This window comes from Pseudomonas graminis (assembly GCF_004364335.1).
Taxonomy (GTDB): Bacteria; Pseudomonadota; Gammaproteobacteria; order Pseudomonadales; family Pseudomonadaceae; genus Aquipseudomonas; species Aquipseudomonas graminis_D.
Window position 1 is genome coordinate 78470 of sequence record NZ_SOCR01000003.1, and the last position, 17358, is coordinate 95827.

Consider the following 17358-nt stretch of genomic DNA (forward strand, 5'->3'; position numbering starts at 1 on the left):
GCGTAATCGCACCGATCAGTCTGACGGCAGACTCAAGCCGCGGGCTGACCGGCCCACATGCTCGCCACATCCAGAAGGCCCCAGTCTTCAGCCAGTTCGAACTTGAGGATGCCGTCTCGTACCGAGGAGCAGGCGAGATCGATGATGTGCGGCTCGAAGGGCATGCGTGTTCGAGTGGAGAGGAAAACCTTCACCTTCGGGTGCAGCAGGGATTTTTCATCCTGCTCGACCACCACGCCCAGCCGCTCGCTTTTCAGGCGAACCAACGCGCCGACGGGGTAAATGCCGACGGTCTTGACGAAGTGCTGAAACACCTTCGCATCGAAGTGGCCTTTCCAGGACGCCATTTCGCGAACTGAATGCGCAGCGTCCCAACCTTTCTTGTAGGGCCTGTCTGAAGTCACGGCGTCATACACGTCACAGATCGCGCCCATTTTCGCCAGCAGGCTGATTTCGTCGCCCTTCAGTCCGTGGGGGTAACCGCTTCCGTCGACCTTTTCGTGATGATGCAGGCACACGTCCATCACCAGTCGGGTCACCCGCTCGCAGCTCTGAAGGATCTCCAGACCGGCCTGAGGATGATGCTTCATGACCTCGTATTCTTCGTAGGTGAGACGATCGGGCTTATTGAGAATGGCCGAATCGATCATCATTTTGCCGACGTCATGCATGAGTCCGGCGACGCCGGCTTCACGCACCTGGTCTTCATCCAGATCCATCTGCCGCGCGAGCGCAACCATCAATGCGCACACCGCCACCGAATGCATGTAGGTGTATTCATCGGTCGTCTTCAGGCGCGACAGGCTGATGAGCGCGTGGGGATGGCGCATCACGGACGTGGCAATTTCTTCAACCAGCAGATCGACGTCTTCGGTGTTCATCGCCCGGCCCATCCGGGCATCGCTGAACATGGTCATCACGGCCGCTTTCGCGCGGCCACATATCAGGCGCGCGCGGGCCAGTTCCAGCTCAAGGCTGCACGGCGCAGTCTCGGCAGGGTCGGGACACTCGGGGGAGGTCTGATCGGTTGCCGAGCTATCGGCAGGGCTTTTGCCAAGACGAGTGTCAATCCACACCTCGCGGGTCGATGCCTGAATGTGCCGTAACACCGCGTCGTCGCTGATTTCGCGCTCGACATGGGCAGTCCAGAAAGGATCGTTTACCCGCGGGCGGCAGAACTCATGGATGTACATGCCCAGCGTGAGGTCGGAAACGGGGATTTTTCTTAGCATAGAGTCAGCTCTTGCGCGTAAATACAGCGCTGCCTTGCCTGAAAGTGAGAGCGATCTTTGTTGTTTGCTTCATCGCTGCGCTTTCCTGTGCTTGCGCATGGCCAGTATAGGAAAGCGCTGGGGAAATGAAACTCCCTTGAATGTTGTGGGAATTTCCCTCCTGATAGGAAAATTTCTAACCTAGTCAGCAGCTTGCATAGATCAGTTGCGTTGTTTGACCCATCTTGCAGTGAATAAATGCGATGAACAGCATGTTCAAAACGCACATAAATATTTGCGTGTTTTATTAAAGAAATGCTGCCTTCGGCCGTGTATAGCGGTTCAGCCTGCGTTAAGGAATTTTTGACGGGGATCGTGCTCTAATCGCCCAAATCGTCGGCCTTATGTGTGGCCGTAGAAAAGCAAAACAGGAGCTCTCCTTGATGTTGACCTTTCGCCGTTTGATCATCGCTGCCACCGCACTGACTGTGCTTTCCGGCTGCGCGACGCAGAATCCATACGACAATCAGGGACAGGCGCAGAACTCCGGCGGCATGAGCAAGACCGCCAAGTACGGTGGCCTGGGTGCTTTGGCCGGTGCCGTCGCCGGTGCTGCCATCGATCACAACAACCGCGGCAAAGGTGCGCTGATTGGCGCTGCTGTGGCGGGTGCCGCATCGGCCGGTTACGGTTACTACGCCGACAAGCAGGAAGCCGCTCTGCGCGCCAGCATGGCCAACACCGGCGTCCAGGTTCAACGCGAAGGCGACAATATCAAGCTGGTGATGCCGGGCAACATCACGTTCGCCACCGACTCCTCGGCCATTGCCAGCAGCTTCTATTCGCCGCTGAACAATCTGGCTGGCTCGCTGAAGCAGTACAACCAGAACATGATTGAAATCGTCGGCTACACCGACAGCACTGGCAGCCGCCAGCACAACATGGACCTGTCGCAGCAGCGCGCCCAAAGCGTTGCGACCTACCTGACCTCTCAGGGTGTTGATGCGTCTCACCTGTCGGTGCGCGGTGCCGGTCCTGATTCGCCGATCGCCAGCAACGCCGACGTCAACGGTCGCGCCCAGAACCGCCGCGTTGAGGTCAACCTCAAGCCGATTCCTGGTCAGCAATACCAACAGCAGCAGTAACCAAGTGACGTGAGAGCAAAAACCCCGGCCAGTGTGCCGGGGTTTTTATTTGCCGAGCAGATTTCTCCCATCCCTTGTAGAAGTGAGCTTGCTCGCGATAGCGGAGTGTCTGGCAACTGATAAGCGTCTGACAGAGTGCCATCGCGAGCAAGCTCACTCCTACAGCAGCGTATCGCTGCAGCCTTCAGGATCTGGCGGGGTAGCGCTCGTGCATCTGTGCGAGCAGCGCGTCTTTGTCCTCCCACAGCCGGTTGATCCACTGCTGAAACTCGAGGCGGTAGGCATCGTCCTGATCGTAGCTTTTGCCAATGAACTGCGGCGGAATCTGCACTTCTTCGAAATGCGCGACCACTTCGCGAACGTTCCCGCAGAGTAGGTCCCAATACCCTGGCCGACCGGCCGGGTAATGAATGGTCACGTTGACGATGGACTCCAGCTGCTCGCCCATGGCGTCCAGCACAAAGGCGATGCCGCCTGCCTTCGGTTTCAACAGATAACGGAACGGGGAGTTCTGTTGTGCGTGCTTGGCTTCGGTGAAGCGGGTGCCTTCGACGAAGTTGAAGATGCCTACCGGGTTGTTGCGAAACTTCGCGCAGGTGCGACGGGTAGTAGCCAGGTCCTTACCCTTTTTTTCCGGGTGCTTGGCCAGATACGCCTTGCTGTAGCGCTTCATGAACGGAAAGCCCAGCGCCCACCAGGCGAGGCCAATCACCGGCACCCAGATCAGCTCCTGCTTGAGGAAGAACTTGAGGGGGCGGATGCGCCGGTTCAGCACGTACTGCAGCACCATGATGTCGACCCAGCTCTGGTGATTGCTCGTCACCAGATAAGAGTGCTGATAGTCCAGGCTTTCCAGCCCGCTCAAATGCCAGCGGGTGTGGCCGAGTAAGTCCATCCACGCGTTGTTGTTGCTGATCCACGCTTCGTGGATGTGGCTCATCAGCCAGTCGGTCACCTTTTGCGCGGCCGGGAAGGGCAGGCACAGCTTGAAGATGGCGACGACGAACAGCGGCGTGCAGCAGAGAATCGTGTTGAGCGCCAACAGCAACGAGGCGATGACGCCGCGCAAAGGGGCGGGCAGGAAATCCATGTGAATCGAACTCCGGGGGGGCAGTCAGCCGCCGGTGGGTTCCGGCGGGGTTATTGTGGACAAGCGATAGTGCAGCGCAATGTTATTGCGGCAAGGTGGCCGCCTGAATCGCCGTCAGTGCAATGGTATAGACGATGTCGTCGACCTGAGCGCCGCGCGGCAGATCATTGACCGGCTTGCGCAGGCCTTGCAGCATCGGGCCGAGGCTCACGCAATCCGCACTGCGCTGCACCGCCTTGTAGGTCGTGTTGCCTGTATTCAGATCCGGAAACACGAACACGTTGGCGCGACCCGCCACCGGACTGTCCGGCGCCAGTTGCCGGGCGACGTGTTCGTTGGCGGCGGCGTCGTATTGCAAGGGCCCATCGATCAACAGCCCGCGCTGGGTTTCACGCGCCAGTTGCGTGGCTTCGCGCACTTTTTCCACTTCTTCGCCGCTGGCCGAATTACCGCTGGAGTAGCTGATCATCGCCACCCGGGGCGAAAGGCCGAACGCGACGGCCGAATCCGCGCTCTGCACGGCGATCTCCGCGAGTTCGGTGGCGGTCGGATGCGGGTTCATGATGCAGTCGCCGTACACCAGCACCTGCTCCGGAAACAGCATGAAAAACACCGATGAGACGAGGGTGCAGCCCGGTGCCGTCTTGATCAGCTGCAAGGCAGGCCGAATCGTGTTGGCGGTCGAATGGATCACCCCTGACACCAGCCCGTCCACTTCGTCGAGGGCCAGCATCATGGTGCCAATCACTACCGGGTCCTCCAACTGCTGCTCGGCCATTGGCGCGTTCAGGTTTTTGCTGCGGCGCAGATCGACCATCGGCGCGACGTAGCGCTCGCGGATCTGATCCGGGTCGAGAATCTCCAGGCCCGGTGGCAGTTCGATGCCGTGGGCTCGCGCCACGGCGTTCACTTCCTCGGGCTTGGCCAGCAGCACGCAGCGGGCAATGCCGCGGGCCTGACAAATGGCGGCCGCTTGTACGGTCAACGGCTCGGCGCCTTCGGGCAACACGATGCGTTTGTTTGCCGCCTGGGCGCGCTGGATCAATTGATAACGAAATACTGCGGGCGACAGGCGCATCTCACGGGGCGTGCCGCAGCGCTGATGCAGCCAGTTGGCATCCAGATGGCTGGCGACGAAATCGGTGATGATCTCCGCGCGTTCGCGGTCATCGATGGGGATTTCCTTGTTCAGCTGATTGAGCTGCGTCGCGGTGTCGTACGAACCGGTGCTCACCGACAGCACCGGCAACCCGGCCTGTAACGCGCCTCGGCACAGGTCCATGATGCGCGGGTCGGGCAGGGTGTCGCTGGTCAGCAGCAACCCGGCCAACGGCACGCCGTTGAGCGTCGCCAGGCTCACGGCCAGAATGATGTCATCGCGATCCCCAGGAGTGACCACCAGCACGCCCGGCTTGAGCAGTTGCAGTGTGTTGAGCACCGTGCGGGCGCAAATGATGATTTTAGACATGCGCCGCTGTTCGTAATCGCCGGCATTGATCACTTGCGCACCCAGCAGATCGGCGACGTCGCGGGTGCGCGGGGCGTTCAGGTCGGCCTGAAACGGGATGCAGCCGAGCAAACGGAAATCACCGCTGCGCAACAGCGGCGAGTGTTCCTTGAGCCGCGCCGAGAAGGCTTCCATGCTCTCGTCGGTGCGCACTTTGTTGAGGATCACGCCGAGCACTTTCGGGTCTTTCGGGCCGCCGAACATTTGCGCCTGCAGCTCGACGCGGCCGGAAAGCTCGGTCAGCACTTCGTTTTCCGGGGCTGATACGAGAATGACTTCCGCATCCAGCGCCTTGGCCATGTGCAGGTTCACTCGCGCGGCATAACTGGCGCTGCGGGTCGGGACCATGCCTTCCACGATCAGCACGTCGCGGCCAATCGAGGCCTCTTGGTACAGATTGATAATTTCTTCCAGCAGCTCGTCCAGTTGGCCTTCGCCGAGCATGCGTTCGACGTGGGCTAATCCCAATGGCTTGGGCGGTTTGAGGCCGTGGGTGCGGGCGATCAGTTCAGTCGAGCGTTCAGGGCCCAGATCCCCGGGATGAGGCTGAGCGATCGGCTTGAAAAAACCGACCTTGAGCCCGGCGCGCTCCAGGGTGCGCACCAGCCCGAGGCTGATGGACGTCAGGCCCACACCAAAATCTGTGGGCGCGATAAAGAAAGTCTGCATGCGGGCTTCTCGAAAATGAGCAGTGCAAGGGTCATGGCGTTATGAATTCAGCCATCGGACCGGATAAACCAGGACGCTGTTCAGTCGCAGCGTCTCAACGGGGCCCAAGGTTATCGTTATCTGACCCCGACGCGCACCAGCCGCAGTGAAAGGTCTGGCCGATTGTTGCCTGGCGCTGCGCCGGATCAAGCACCCAGGCGCGGGATTGCCAGGGCGGATCGTGACGCAAATGCTGGGTGTGACCGCAGGACAGCTCAACCACCCAGTGCCCGTCCGGGTCCTGAACAAAGCCGGTAATGATCGAGTGGGGGGAGGGGGCTTTCGGGGATTGCAATCGGGGCCGTCCGTCTGAGTTGCGTTCGCTTTCGCGCGATTGCTTGGTTAGACTTGGCCGCTCATATCTATTTGCAAAAGGTCTCGCCCCATGCCGATCGCCGCCAATAAGGCTGTCTCCATCGACTATACCCTGACCAATGACGCTGGTGAGGTCATCGACAGTTCTGCCGGCGGCGCGCCGCTGGTTTACCTGCAAGGCGCAGGCAATATCATCCCGGGTCTGGAAAAGGCGCTGGATGGCAAGGAAGTCGGCGACGAACTGAAAGTGGCCATCGAGCCTGAAGACGCGTACGGCGAATACTCCGCCGAACTGGTCAGCACCCTCAACCGCAGCATGTTTGAAGGCGTCGACGAGCTGGAAGTCGGCATGCAGTTCCACGCCTCTGCGCCGGACGGCCAGATGCAGATCGTCACCATCCGCGATCTGGACGGCGACGACGTCACTGTCGACGGTAACCACCCGCTGGCCGGTCAACGCTTGAACTTCGATGTGAAGATCGTTGCCATCCGTGATGCCAGCGAAGAAGAAATGGCCCACGGTCACGTGCACGGCGAAGGTGGTCATCACCACTGATTGTCCTGCTAAGCTGAGTGAGCTGGCCAGGCGTCCTCGCGGTCTTGTGAAAACATGTGTTTTTGCGGTCTGACAGGGCGCCTTTTTCGGCCAAGGGTTTCTAGGGGAGTTGTCATGAGTGTATTTCACGAGCTGAAGTTGAAGGCTCTGGATGGCCAGGAGCTACCCCTCGCCCCGCTCAAGGGCAAAGTGGTTCTGGTGGTCAACGTCGCATCAAAGTGTGGCCTGACGCCGCAATACGCTGCGCTGGAAACCCTGTATCAGAAATACAAAGACCAGGGCTTCAGTGTCCTCGGGTTGCCGTGCAACCAGTTCGCCGGCCAGGAGCCTGGCAGTCAGGAAGAGATCCAGGCGTTCTGCTCGCTGAACTACGGCGTGACCTTTCCGCTGGGCGGCAAGCTCGACGTCAATGGACCGCACCGGCATCGGCTGTACCAGATGCTCGCGGGCGAAGGCGCCGAGTTTCCCGGAGACATCACCTGGAACTTCGAGAAATTTCTCGTCGGGAAGGATGGACGGGTTCTGGCACGCTTCTCACCCAGCACACTCCCGGATGACGCCAAAGTGGTGAGTGCGATCGAGAAGGCACTCCCCTAGTATTTCGCTTTGCTGTGCTTCTTCTGAGCCTTAATCACTCCAGTCAATAGTGCTTCGTATCACTCGCGCTTCGGCTCATTCTGTATGACCTTCATCATATTTCCAGAATGCCGAGGACGTCTGAATGCCTGCTCAAGCCCTGTTCAAACCCTTCCACATGGGCAGCCTCGTGTTGCCAACGCGCATCGTCATGGCGCCGATGACCCGCTCGTTTTCACCCGGCGGCGTACCGAATGCCAAAGTGATCGAGTATTACCGTCGTCGTGCGTCTGCGGGCGTGGGCTTGATCATCACCGAAGGCACCACCGTTGGGCACAAGGCCTCCAATGGCTACCCGAACGTGCCGCAGTTCTTCGGCGAAGCAGCGCTGGAGGGGTGGCGTAAAGTGGTGGAAGCGGTTCATGAAGAAGGCGGCAAGATCGTGCCGCAACTCTGGCACGTGGGCGCTTTGCGCCGTCTGGGCACCGAGCCCGATGGCACCGTGCCGGCCTATGGCCCGACCGAGAAGCTCAAGGACGGCAACGTTGTCGTTCATGGTATGAGCCAGCAAGACATCGACGAGGTCATCGCGGCGTTCGCCCAGGCGGCGAAGGGCGCCAAGGCCATCGGCATGGACGGCGTCGAGATCCATGGCGCCCATGGCTATCTGGTGGATCAGTTTTTCTGGGAAGGCACCAATCAGCGTACCGACGAATACGGCGGCGACCTTGCGCATCGTTCCCGCTTTGCCATCGAACTGATTCAGGCCGTGAGGGCAGCAGTGGGTCCGGATTACCCGATCATCTTTCGCTACTCCCAGTGGAAGCAGCAGGATTACACCGCAAGGCTGGTGCAAACGGTGGAAGAACTCGACGCGTTTCTCCAGCCGCTTTCCGACGCGGGAGTGGACATTTTCCACTGTTCAACGCGGCGTTTCTGGGAGCCCGAGTTCGAAGGCTCCGACCTGAACCTGGCCGGCTGGACGCGCAAGCTCACCGGTAAACCGACCATCACGGTGGGCAGCGTCGGGCTTGACGGCGAGTTTTTGCAGTTCATGGTCAACACCGACAAAGTCGCCCAGCCGGCGAGCCTTGAGAACCTGCTAAAGCGCCTCGGTGACGAGGAATTCGATCTGGTCGCGGTAGGCCGCGCCCTGTTGGTCGATCCGGACTGGGCGATGAAAGTGAAGGAAGGCCGCGAGCACGATATTTTGCCGTTCAGCCGCGAAGCACTGACGCGGCTAGAGTGACGGTCCGGTATCACGGGTTTGATGGGTGACTACACCCCTAAAACAACCCCGTCCTGCGTCTCGCTTGCAGCGCGCAGGTAAGTCTCGAATGAGTCGATGATCCCGGCCCATCCCTGGCGACTCGCGTGCTGCCGGGCATTGAGTCTGACCCGGCGCAACGTTTCGTCATCCTCCAGCATCCAGCGTGCGGCATCGATGAAGCCTTCCTCATCCCTTGGCATCGCCACCGCGCCGTTGTGGCCGTGGCGAATATGCTGGGCCGCCGCCGCTTCGTCATAGGCGACAACGCCCAAGCCTGACGCCAACGCTTCCAGCACCACGTTGCCGAAGGTTTCGGTCAGGCTCGGAAACAGAAACAAATCGCTCGACGCATAATGCGCTGCCAGTGCATCCCCGCGCTGGGTGCCGCAGAAGATGGCATTCGGGAGCTGACGTTGCAGAGTCGGCCTGACCGGTCCATCGCCAACAATCACCAGCCGCAGGTTCTTTTCGGGATAGGTGCTGACCAGACCATCAAAGGTGGTCTTCAGCAGGCCCAGGTTTTTCTCCGCCGCCAGCCGTCCCACATGCAGGACCGCCGTATCGCCTGGTTCAAGGCCCCAGCCTTCACGCAGCGCACTCGAACGCTTCGACGGGTGAAACAACTGGCAGTCGACGCCCCGGGACAGCAATTCCAATCGCTCGAAGCCTCGGCGTTCGAGTTCGGTTTTCTGCGTGAAACTGGGCACCAGGGTGGCGTTCGAGCGGTTGTGAAACCAGCGCAGGTAAGTCGTCAGCAGACGAGTGACGAAGCTCAGCCCGTATTGCCGCGTGTAGTGCTGAAAGTTGGTGTGAAACCCGCTGACGATGGCAATCCCCAGCCGCCGCGCGGCACGCAATGCCGAGAGACCGAGCGGGCCTTCTGTCGCGATATACAGCACGTCCGGACGATTGCGCTGCCAGCGGCGCAACAGCTTGTGCATCGACGACTGCCCCCACTGCATCCCGGGGTATCCCGGAATCGGCCAGCCACGGCACAACATCAAATCCTCGCCAGCCGCTCGCAGTTCGTCCTCGCTTTGCCGTGGCCGAATCACCTCCACCCGATGCCCCCGCAGGCGCAGACCGTCGCACAAACGGCTGAGCGTATTGGCCACGCCGTTTATTTCGGGGGCATAGGTTTCGGTGATCAGGGTAATGCGCAGGGATTTACTCATGAGATCAGTTTCTGAGGGGGGCATTGCGCTTGTGTGGCGGTTGAATGATGGATTTGTGACTGCAAATGGCTGTCCGGGATTGGGTATTGGCCTCGTCAGATCCTGACCGGTTTAACGGCATCCGCCCCGATCAGGTTCGAGCATGACTGCGCAGACGAAGGGCGCGTCACCCGCTAACGGTGAAAGGCACAAGCCGCGACTCACCGATGCGCTCGAAGGCAGCCGGTTCTGGCACGTAGTGCGTCTGCACCGGGTTCAGGCTGGTCAGTTGCAGGTGCGAACGGGGTTCTGCGGGCCTGGCAAGGTTCGCGGATTCAGCCTTGAGGGTGTGTGAAACGAACGGCTGAGTCGCCTGCGCCAGTGCTTGCATAAACGCGGGGGCATGGGGCTCCGGCTTCTTCTGTCGATCCATCACAAAGGACGCAGGATTGGCGGTTGTTTTTAGTGGGGTGGTCAGGGGTGTTGATTCCATGGGCATTTAACTCCTGTTGGTGACTACGCCGCGCGATTGAAGTGCGGCGGCAAATACTCGCCCGGAGTGGGCATGCCCATGGTTAAACAGGAAGGCTGTGGGAAGTGGCGAATACCGTCGTAGGAATCGTCCTGATTTTCCCGAGGTTGATTAAAAGAGTGTTTCCGCCTTTAGCATGCGTCGCCTCAACTTCTGGAGGAAACGCTGTGTCCGAACAATTCAATACACCACCTGCTGCCGATTTGACGGCTTTGCCTACGAGCGGTCCGCCGTTTTATACGGTATCGCTGGTCAAGTTGACGGTGATGATGTTTATCACTTGCGGGTTGTACGGGCTCTACTGGTATTACAAAAACTGGTCGAGGTATAAGGCGTATTCGGCGAAGCCGATCTGGCCGGTTCTGCGCGCCATTTTCGGACTGATTTATGTGCCGTCCATGTTTGGCAAGGTCGACGCCTTGCTGAAGGAGAAAGGGCAGCGTGGGATGCCTCATTGGGGCACGCTTGCGGCAGTTATGATTCTTCTGGCATTCGCCCCGTCACTTGTCGTGTTCGTCCACAACATCGCAACAAGTTCGAAAGGCATCGCTTCGGCAGGCCTTGGACTTATCCCGTTAGGGATATCCGTCATTTCGACGTTTGCACAGTTCCTGATCATGCTCAGAGTGCAGTCGTTCATTAACCAGCTGAACCGCGACGCCGAGGGAAGCTGCAAGTGTGGTTCTACCTTCGGTGAAGGTGTATGGGCGATGCTGGGCTTAATGTGCTGGGTAGTTGTGGTAGTTATCATTGTCATGATTGAAGCTATCAGAATGTATTTCTCCAGCCGTGGCCTTTAGCCAGAGGAGCGAGTGGCAACACTGGTAGAGCCTGCACTCACACAAAAAGGCCTCAATCGAGGCCTTTTCTCTGTATCAGCGAATCCGCTCTGCCAGCGTCTCCGCCCCACGCTCCCTCACCCAGAACAACGTCGCTCCCGCCACCGCCGCCGGCATCATCAGGATGTTGACCACCGGTATCAGCAGCACCAGATACACAATCCCGCCGAAACTCATGCTCTGCCACCGTTTGGCACGCAGCCAGGCGAGCATGTCTTGCCAGCTCATTTTGTGGTTGTCGGCGGGGTAGTCGATGTATTGGATGGCCATCATCCACACGCCGAACATCAGCCAAAGCGGCGCGGCGACGAGGTTCACCACGGGGATCCACGAGAGGATGAATAGCCCGATGGCACGGGGCAGAAAGTAGCCCAGTTTGCGCATTTCCCGGCTCAGGGTGCGCGGGACCATCTCGACCAGCTCGCCCCAACTGAACGCGGGAAAATCATCCGTCCCGCGCAGGACTACTTCCACCTTCTCCGCAAGAAAGCCGTTGAACGGCGCGGCGATGATGTTGGCGATCATGGTGAAGGTGAAGAACACCATCAGGGCCACAAGTACCACGAACAGTGGCCACAGGATGTAGTTGAGAAAGCTGAGCCAGCCGGGCAGGGTCGGCATGAAGGAGTCGACCCAGAGCCTGAATTCGTGGCCGGCGAAGTAGATCATGGCGCTGAACAGCACCAGATTGATCGCCAACGGCAGCAGGACGAACAGGCGCAAGCCAGGGCTCAGGACCAGTTTCAGGCCTTCGCGCAGGTATTGCGGGCCAGACAGGACGGGTGCAGGCATGTGTGCCTCCAGGCAGTGATATCGCGCCGACCTTACCGGCTTTGCGACAGGGGCGGAAGCGCTGCTGCGGGTGCGACATTCGCTGAAACAATCCCGCAGCGGTAAAGTCTATGCACGACCCCGTTCGCAAAAAGCAGCGGATGGACATAGGGCTGGCCTATGAGCTGGATTGTGAAACGATATTTCCTTAATCTTCTCCGCCTCGATAAGCTTGCGGCCAACTTTCACTGTTGCTGTGCCTAACAAGTGGCAGCTTCAAGTTTTCAGGATCGGCGGGCAGCCCTTGTAGCCACAGGCCCCGCCAGTCCCAATCCTCTCAACCGGTGCGCCGGTTCAGACCCAGTGACTCCGACCACGCGTAACGATGGCCGGTCAATAGGAGTGTGTCATGTCTGATGTACGTCATTCGCGAGTGATTATTCTCGGCTCCGGCCCTGCCGGTTACAGCGCTGCAGTCTATGCCGCGCGCGCCAACCTCAAGCCGTTGCTGATCACCGGGATGCAGGCGGGGGGTCAATTGACCACCACCACCGAAGTTGACAACTGGCCGGGCGACCCCCACGGCCTGACCGGCCCGGCATTGATGGAGCGTATGCGTGAGCACGCCGAGCGTTTCGAGACCGAGATCGTTTTCGATCACATCAATGCAGTGGATCTGGCGGGCAAGCCGTTCAGCCTGAAGGGCGACAACGCCACTTACACCTGTGACGCGCTGATCATCGCCACCGGCGCCAGCGCCCGTTACCTCGGTCTGCCGTCCGAAGAAGCGTTCATGGGCAAGGGCGTTTCGGCCTGCGCGACGTGCGACGGTTTCTTCTATCGCAATAAGCCGGTCGCAGTGATCGGCGGCGGCAACACCGCTGTAGAGGAAGCGCTGTACCTGGCCAACATCGCCAGCAAGGTTACTCTGGTTCACCGTCGCGATACCTTCCGTGCCGAGAAGATCCTGATCGACAAGCTGCATGCACGTGTCGCCGAGGGCAAGATCGAGCTCAAACTCAACGCCACCCTGGACGAAGTCTTGGGCGACAACATGGGCGTGACCGGTGCGCGCTTGAAGAACAACGACGGTAGCTATTCCGAAGTGACTGTCGATGGCGTGTTTATCGCCATCGGCCACACGCCGAATACCAGCCTGTTTGACGGTCAGTTGGCGTTGAAAGACGGCTACATGGTCGTTCAAGGCGGTCGCGAAGGTAATGCGACGGCCACCAGCGTTGACGGCGTTTTCGCTGCCGGCGACGTGGCGGATCACGTCTACCGTCAGGCCATCACTTCGGCTGGCGCTGGCTGCATGGCTGCACTGGACGTCGAGCGTTACCTGGACGGTCTGGCGAACGTTTCGTTCTGACCTGATCTACAGCTGCAAAAAACCGGCTCATTGAGCCGGTTTTTTTATGTCTGGCAAACGTGCCTTTTCAGCGTCAAACGCGCACTCAGGCCTTGGGCTTGAGCGGCTCGGCAGAGAACTTCACGCCGGCCAGACCGTTGGCAACCAGCGCTCGAATGTTGCCGTGGTCCGAACCTTCCGGCGTATCGAGCACAGAGCGGTAGTGCTCACCAAATGCCAGCAGCGCTTCTTCATCGCTCAGGCCTTCCAGCAGCGCCAGGCTGAGAGTCTTGCAAGAACCTTCGTTCTGGCCAGCGGCGTTTTCCACCGGGCCGTTGCTGAACGCCTGAGGCTGATAATCGTAATGGGCGGCGATGAAGGCCAGCGTGTCGGCGAACAGATGATTGCCGCTGGCCAGGCTGGCGCGCAGGGCGTTCAGGTCAGTCATGCTTCGGTTCCTTGGCGAACGTGGCTTGCTGTTCGGCGCTGGCCTCTTTCTGGTAAGTGGATTTCCACTTGCTGTACGGCATGCCGTAAACCACTTCGCGGGCGTCATCGAGGGTGATGTCGATGTGCTTCTCGTCGGCCTCGGCCTTGTACCACTTGGACAGACAGTTGCGACAGAAACCGGCAAGGTTCATCAGGTCGATGTTCTGCACGTCCTTGCGGCTGTCCAGGTGCGCGACCAGACGGCGGAAAGCGGCGGCTTCGAGTTCAAGACGTTGTTGCTCGGTCATGGTGTGCTCTGTCGGAAGTAAAGATGGGCGGATGATAAGAGTGGCAGGCAGGCCGGACAAGCGTGGGCCTGCAACGGCGAGCGCAGGAATCAGCGCGCGGCTGCCAGGGTGATCGACACCGATTCGGCGAAACGCAACGCGTGGGGCTTGTCCACTTCGACTTCGGCGTATTGCACCGCCTCATGGGTCATCACCAGGTCCAGCACTTCCTGGGTCAGGCGCTCGAGCAGGGCAAAGCGGTTGCTTTCCACGTGCTGGATGATGGCCTTGGTGATGGTCCGGTAGTTCAGCGCGTGATCAATGTCATTGTCGCGCACCGCTTCCTGCGCCGCGTACAGGATCGTCAGGTTGATCAGCACATCCTGCTTGTTGAGGATTTCGTCCTCGTTGATGCCGATAAACGTGCGCAGGCACAGGTCTTTGACCCTGATGCGTGCGGTGCCGGGTTCGAGTCTTGCCATTGGACTACTTGCTCCGTCCGATCAATTGCAGAAATTCCATGCGGGTCGTGGTCGACTCGCGGAAGGCGCCGAGCATCACCGAGGTGTTCATGGTCGAGTTCTGCTTTTCAACGCCGCGCATCATCATGCACATGTGTTGAGCCTCGATCACTACGGCCACGCCTGCCGCCTTGGTCACGTCCTGAATCGCATCGGCGATTTGCCGCGTCAGGTTTTCCTGAATCTGCAGGCGTCGTGCGTACATGTCGACAATGCGCGCGATCTTCGAGAGGCCCAGGACTTTCCCGGTAGGAATGTAAGCCACGTGAGCCTTGCCGATAAAGGGCAGCAAGTGATGCTCGCACAGCGAATACAGCTCGATGTCTTTGACGATGACCATCTCGTCGCTCGCGGAGGCAAACAGCGCGCCGTTGACGATCTCATCCAGCGTCTGCGCGTAGCCATGACACAGGTATTGCATCGCCTTGGCCGCGCGCTTGGGCGTGTCCAGCAGGCCTTCGCGTTCAGGATCTTCACCCAGGCCGACGAGGATTTCACGGTAATGCTGTGGCAGTGACAGGGTCATCAATGGTTCCTCGGGGCGGCTTACTTGACGTGCCGTCCGCCGTTTACGGTCAGAGTGGTGCCGGTGACGTAAGGGTTATCCAGCAGATAGCGCACGCTCTGGTAAATCACCTCGGCGCCAGGTTCGATCCCCAGTGCCGATTTCTCCAGTGTGCGTGCGCGGTATGCCGCGTCGTCGTCGGGTTTAAACATCAGCATCGCCGGAGCGATGCCGTTGACCTTGATATGGGGCGCAAACCTGGCAGCGAAGGACAGGGTCAGGTTTTCCAGCCCTGCCTTGCTGGCGCTGTAAGCGATGTGCTTGCTGCTGCCCTTGCGGGTGACATCGTCGCTGATGTGAATAATGTCGGCCGTCGCCGAGCGTCTCAACAAGTCGGCGCAGTGCAGATTGATGAGGTAGGGCGCCAGCATGTGCACGCTGAACATCTGCATGAACACGTCAGCTTCTTCTCCCGGCGTCTCGGCCAGCCAGTCTGAAGCGTTATGCACGATGGCCCTGAGGCTGTCAGTCTGCACTTTGAGTCGTGCGATGAAATCCAGCACGCTCGTCTCCGACGAAAAATCAGCCTGAAGTACTACAGCGCCCAGCGTCCGCAAGCGCTGCACGCCCGGCCGCTCACTGCGGTAGGTGATGATCACCGGCTGGCCTTCTGCCAACAGACGCTCGGCGCAATACAGCCCGACGCGCTGGCTGGCACCAGTGATCAAGACAGGGGCAGGGGAGCAGGCCATGGTCGTCACGCATTCTTAAACGGGGAAAGAGGTCGGGCGAGTCGGTGCTGAATGGCAAGCAGTGAGTGCTCGCTTGCACCATCGAAAACGACCGTGGGGCAAAGTTACCCCAACGGTCGGTTCTTGTACAACTACAGAAAGCTGTACATGTTTTTGAGGCAGTCCTGCGTCGGCAGTGTACGGCCGGCGCTCGCCGCACCTGCCGAGAGAACGCTCGTCGCCGAAGGCTAGCGAGGAGACGCCGGTTCTGTCCCGTTGATCTGAGCCGGGGTGTTGCTGTGCAGCCACCCCGCCAACAGATGGGTCGACAGCGGGATGAACCAGAACACCATCAGCGGTGTGAGGATCAAGGTGCTGATCATGATGCGCGGGAACAGCTCCAGCTGACCGAGCAGCGGGCCCAGCACGAAGTTGAAGATCAGTGACACCGGAAAGAACGCCAGCCAGATGGCAACGGCTTGCTTCCAGCGCGGCGGGCGCTGACCGACGGCGCCGAACCAGCCGTCGATGCCGCTGACGCGGTGCACTGAATTTTTGGCGAACAGACCACTGCCGCGCACCAGCCAGGAGCGTCGGGAGGCAGAATGCTCCCAGGCGTGCATGGTGGCTTCATCGGCGAAGCGGAAAATAATCTGGAATTCGTCATCCCCGGGCGGCGGAGCGAGCACGCCTGACCCTAGATAGCCGGGGAAGTCTGTAGCGAGTTGTTCGCCTTCATGCAGCCAGGCAATCAGTTCCTGATAGCGGCCATGGGCGACGCGACGGGCAACCATCAGCGTGACGGGTGAGGTAGACATTGTGTATCTCCGATAAACAAGTGAGCTTCCCGGGTAGGGAAATCACATGACGCGCTGCCGGGGTGGTGGCGATGCGTCAGCTTCACTGGGAAAAGCAAGCAAGGATTATTCCTGAAACCTGCGATAAAGCCAGCGGCGTTTGTCGGACGGGAGAGGAGTGGGGCACAGGATCGCCTGATCAGACAATCCTAGAGGTGCATGGAGGGGTGAATCTTGCGGTGTTCCTGAAGAATGTACTGACGCAGGCGTTCAGTGTCTTCTTTATTGTTCTGACTCAACCGATACGCCGCAAGGCCATGATGGTTCAGGCGTTCGAAGGTGCCACGCAACGCAATTGGCGCATAGCCCTGAGGTGTGAACCACGCGGCAAAGGACTTCGGCGGCTTGGTCTGTTTGCGCATTTCCAGCAGGATGCCTTTGAAGGAGACTTCATGGACCCACAGTGCGGTGAGCGAGCCTTTTTCGGTTTCCAGGGGGATTGGCTCAGGCAGTATCAGACGCCATGGGCGAATGCGCGGGCCTTCCTCGAAGATGCTCGGCGCCCCCAGCTCCAGATGCAGCGCATGAAATTCGTCTTCGACTAGATGCAGCGGGAAGGTCATTTGCTGATTATCGAACTGGGCCTGGATCGTGACTTGCTCATGGGCCGCCAGACGCGTGAGAAGATCCTGAATCTGCACGCCGCCGTTCACCACCAGGCTGCTGGACTTGTCGCCCAGATTCAGCGTGGGGTTGTGCTGCATGTTCTGGATGAACTCCAGTTCATCCGGCGTGAGAATGTTGTCGCGCTGCATGGTCGAGCTCGATTAACCGGTTATTGAAAGAGCAGACAGATGGTTCGCTTTTTGGTTGCGACCGTTCGTCAGTTGCAAGATGTTAACCCTTCAGGATTTCATTCTCCAGCCGAGCTTGCACCCGTTCGGCATTTAACTCGACCCCTGTCCGCCAGGCGGATAGCTGACCATCACTACATTTGAGCACCGATCTGAAAGTAGTACAGGTAACAGGAATGGGACAGGAAGTTTCCGCCATTGTTGAAAGT

20 protein-coding genes are annotated in these 17358 nt (G+C 59.3%); 6 read left to right on the forward strand and 14 right to left on the reverse strand.

All coding sequences use genetic code 11. From position 1 onward, the window contains the following. Nucleotides 1–32: 32 nt before the first annotated feature. Complete coding sequence (locus tag EC919_RS05385) at nucleotides 33–1232, reverse strand: HD-GYP domain-containing protein (protein ID WP_133771957.1); 1200 nt, start codon at nucleotides 1230–1232, stop codon at nucleotides 33–35. Between the two features lie 422 nt (nucleotides 1233–1654). On the opposite strand from EC919_RS05385, the gene EC919_RS05390 reads away from it, so the two are divergent. Next, nucleotides 1655–2356: an OmpA family protein gene (locus EC919_RS05390; RefSeq protein ID WP_074884061.1), complete on the forward strand. Its 702-nt coding sequence runs from the start codon at nucleotides 1655–1657 to the stop codon at nucleotides 2354–2356. A 184-nt stretch (nucleotides 2357–2540) separates the two neighbouring features. Here the strand turns inward: EC919_RS05390 and EC919_RS05395 are convergent, their stop codons facing one another. The 3 genes from EC919_RS05395 to EC919_RS05405 all read right to left on the reverse strand — a co-directional run bounded on the left by EC919_RS05395 (nucleotide 2541) and on the right by EC919_RS05405 (nucleotide 6064). Next, nucleotides 2541–3446 carry an acyltransferase gene (locus EC919_RS05395; RefSeq protein WP_133771959.1) on the reverse strand — a complete coding sequence of 302 codons (906 nt, stop codon included), beginning with the start codon at nucleotides 3444–3446 and terminating at the stop codon, nucleotides 2541–2543. Between the two features lie 82 nt (nucleotides 3447–3528). Then, entirely contained in the window at nucleotides 3529–5622 is a 2094-nt protein-coding gene (gene pta, locus EC919_RS05400) for a phosphate acetyltransferase (protein WP_133771961.1), read from the reverse strand. A gap of 94 nt (nucleotides 5623–5716) precedes the next feature. Further along, a complete protein-coding gene (locus tag EC919_RS05405) occupies nucleotides 5717–6064 on the reverse strand; it encodes a DUF3565 domain-containing protein (RefSeq protein WP_133772579.1) in 348 nt (115 codons plus the stop codon). Here EC919_RS05405 and EC919_RS05410 point away from each other — a divergent pair. From EC919_RS05410 to EC919_RS05420, 3 genes are all read left to right on the forward strand, one after another. After that, the gene (locus tag EC919_RS05410; protein WP_074884740.1) at nucleotides 6047–6532 is read left to right on the forward strand and encodes an FKBP-type peptidyl-prolyl cis-trans isomerase; all 486 of its coding nucleotides are present in this window, start codon (nucleotides 6047–6049) and stop codon (nucleotides 6530–6532) included. The genes EC919_RS05405 and EC919_RS05410 overlap by 18 nt on opposite strands. 114 nt (nucleotides 6533–6646) lie before the next feature. After that, nucleotides 6647–7129, forward strand: a complete 483-nt coding sequence (locus tag EC919_RS05415) for a glutathione peroxidase (RefSeq protein WP_133771963.1) — start codon at nucleotides 6647–6649, stop codon at nucleotides 7127–7129. A 124-nt stretch (nucleotides 7130–7253) separates the two neighbouring features. Further along, nucleotides 7254–8357, forward strand: coding sequence for an NADH:flavin oxidoreductase (locus tag EC919_RS05420; protein ID WP_133771965.1), 1104 nt, complete (start codon nucleotides 7254–7256; stop codon nucleotides 8355–8357). Between the two features lie 29 nt (nucleotides 8358–8386). Here EC919_RS05420 and EC919_RS05425 read toward each other — a convergent pair whose 3' ends face one another. Together EC919_RS05425 and EC919_RS05430 are read right to left on the reverse strand one after the other, a co-directional pair. Continuing rightward, nucleotides 8387–9553 carry a glycosyltransferase family 4 protein gene (locus EC919_RS05425; protein WP_133771967.1) on the reverse strand — a complete coding sequence of 389 codons (1167 nt, stop codon included), beginning with the start codon at nucleotides 9551–9553 and terminating at the stop codon, nucleotides 8387–8389. A 166-nt stretch (nucleotides 9554–9719) separates the two neighbouring features. After that, nucleotides 9720–10025, reverse strand: coding sequence for a hypothetical protein (locus tag EC919_RS05430; protein WP_133771969.1), 306 nt, complete (start codon nucleotides 10023–10025; stop codon nucleotides 9720–9722). Nucleotides 10026–10231: 206 nt separating this feature from the next. Between EC919_RS05430 and EC919_RS05435 the strand changes: the two genes are divergently transcribed. Then, the gene (locus EC919_RS05435; protein WP_133771972.1) at nucleotides 10232–10864 is read left to right on the forward strand and encodes a DUF4234 domain-containing protein; all 633 of its coding nucleotides are present in this window, start codon (nucleotides 10232–10234) and stop codon (nucleotides 10862–10864) included. 75 nt (nucleotides 10865–10939) lie between these two features. On the opposite strand, the gene cysZ is transcribed toward EC919_RS05435, so the two are convergent. Then, nucleotides 10940–11695 carry a sulfate transporter CysZ gene (gene cysZ, locus EC919_RS05440; protein WP_133771974.1) on the reverse strand — a complete coding sequence of 252 codons (756 nt, stop codon included), beginning with the start codon at nucleotides 11693–11695 and terminating at the stop codon, nucleotides 10940–10942. Between the two features lie 388 nt (nucleotides 11696–12083). Here cysZ and trxB point away from each other — a divergent pair, with 388 nt between their 5' ends. Further along, nucleotides 12084–13046, forward strand: a complete 963-nt coding sequence (gene trxB / locus EC919_RS05445; RefSeq protein WP_133771976.1) for a thioredoxin-disulfide reductase — start codon at nucleotides 12084–12086, stop codon at nucleotides 13044–13046. 85 nt (nucleotides 13047–13131) lie between these two features. Here trxB and EC919_RS05450 read toward each other — a convergent pair whose 3' ends face one another. The 7 genes from EC919_RS05450 to EC919_RS05480 form a co-directional block, all read right to left on the reverse strand. Continuing rightward, entirely contained in the window at nucleotides 13132–13473 is a 342-nt protein-coding gene (locus EC919_RS05450; protein ID WP_166650493.1) for a HopJ type III effector protein, read from the reverse strand. Further along, a complete protein-coding gene (locus tag EC919_RS05455) occupies nucleotides 13466–13762 on the reverse strand; it encodes a DUF1244 domain-containing protein (RefSeq protein WP_133771980.1) in 297 nt (98 codons plus the stop codon). Before EC919_RS05455 ends, EC919_RS05450 begins: the two co-directional genes overlap by 8 nt. 89 nt (nucleotides 13763–13851) lie before the next feature. Further along, a complete protein-coding gene (gene folX / locus EC919_RS05460) occupies nucleotides 13852–14223 on the reverse strand; it encodes a dihydroneopterin triphosphate 2'-epimerase (RefSeq protein ID WP_133771982.1) in 372 nt (123 codons plus the stop codon). 4 nt (nucleotides 14224–14227) lie between these two features. Beyond that, nucleotides 14228–14788 (reverse strand): GTP cyclohydrolase I FolE, encoded by a 561-nt coding sequence (folE, locus tag EC919_RS05465; RefSeq protein WP_133771984.1) that lies wholly within the window; start codon nucleotides 14786–14788, stop codon nucleotides 14228–14230. A gap of 20 nt (nucleotides 14789–14808) precedes the next feature. Continuing rightward, nucleotides 14809–15519, reverse strand: a complete 711-nt coding sequence (folM, locus tag EC919_RS05470; protein ID WP_133771986.1) for a dihydromonapterin reductase — start codon at nucleotides 15517–15519, stop codon at nucleotides 14809–14811. 227 nt (nucleotides 15520–15746) lie between these two features. Then, nucleotides 15747–16316: an antibiotic biosynthesis monooxygenase gene (locus EC919_RS05475; RefSeq protein WP_133771987.1), complete on the reverse strand. Its 570-nt coding sequence runs from the start codon at nucleotides 16314–16316 to the stop codon at nucleotides 15747–15749. Between the two features lie 188 nt (nucleotides 16317–16504). Next, the gene (locus tag EC919_RS05480; RefSeq protein ID WP_133771989.1) at nucleotides 16505–17110 is read right to left on the reverse strand and encodes a hypothetical protein; all 606 of its coding nucleotides are present in this window, start codon (nucleotides 17108–17110) and stop codon (nucleotides 16505–16507) included. Between the last annotated feature and the right edge of the window lie 248 nt (nucleotides 17111–17358).

Coding starts and splice junctions, on each gene's coding strand:
- EC919_RS05385 (WP_133771957.1), bottom strand. CDS start 1,232: ATGCTAAGAAAAATCCCCGTTTCCGACCTCACGCTGGGCATGTACATC.
- EC919_RS05390 (WP_074884061.1), top strand. CDS start 1,655: ATGTTGACCTTTCGCCGTTTGATCATCGCTGCCACCGCACTGACTGTG.
- EC919_RS05395 (WP_133771959.1), bottom strand. CDS start 3,446: ATGGATTTCCTGCCCGCCCCTTTGCGCGGCGTCATCGCCTCGTTGCTG.
- pta (WP_133771961.1), bottom strand. CDS start 5,622: ATGCAGACTTTCTTTATCGCGCCCACAGATTTTGGTGTGGGCCTGACG.
- EC919_RS05410 (WP_074884740.1), top strand. CDS start 6,047: ATGCCGATCGCCGCCAATAAGGCTGTCTCCATCGACTATACCCTGACC.
- EC919_RS05415 (WP_133771963.1), top strand. CDS start 6,647: ATGAGTGTATTTCACGAGCTGAAGTTGAAGGCTCTGGATGGCCAGGAG.
- EC919_RS05420 (WP_133771965.1), top strand. CDS start 7,254: ATGCCTGCTCAAGCCCTGTTCAAACCCTTCCACATGGGCAGCCTCGTG.
- EC919_RS05425 (WP_133771967.1), bottom strand. CDS start 9,553: ATGAGTAAATCCCTGCGCATTACCCTGATCACCGAAACCTATGCCCCC.
- EC919_RS05430 (WP_133771969.1), bottom strand. CDS start 10,025: ATGGAATCAACACCCCTGACCACCCCACTAAAAACAACCGCCAATCCT.
- cysZ (WP_133771974.1), bottom strand. CDS start 11,695: ATGCCTGCACCCGTCCTGTCTGGCCCGCAATACCTGCGCGAAGGCCTG.
- trxB (WP_133771976.1), top strand. CDS start 12,084: ATGTCTGATGTACGTCATTCGCGAGTGATTATTCTCGGCTCCGGCCCT.
- EC919_RS05450 (WP_166650493.1), bottom strand. CDS start 13,473: ATGACTGACCTGAACGCCCTGCGCGCCAGCCTGGCCAGCGGCAATCAT.
- EC919_RS05455 (WP_133771980.1), bottom strand. CDS start 13,762: ATGACCGAGCAACAACGTCTTGAACTCGAAGCCGCCGCTTTCCGCCGT.
- folX (WP_133771982.1), bottom strand. CDS start 14,223: ATGGCAAGACTCGAACCCGGCACCGCACGCATCAGGGTCAAAGACCTG.
- folE (WP_133771984.1), bottom strand. CDS start 14,788: ATGACCCTGTCACTGCCACAGCATTACCGTGAAATCCTCGTCGGCCTG.
- folM (WP_133771986.1), bottom strand. CDS start 15,519: ATGGCCTGCTCCCCTGCCCCTGTCTTGATCACTGGTGCCAGCCAGCGC.
- EC919_RS05475 (WP_133771987.1), bottom strand. CDS start 16,316: ATGTCTACCTCACCCGTCACGCTGATGGTTGCCCGTCGCGTCGCCCAT.
- EC919_RS05480 (WP_133771989.1), bottom strand. CDS start 17,110: ATGCAGCGCGACAACATTCTCACGCCGGATGAACTGGAGTTCATCCAG.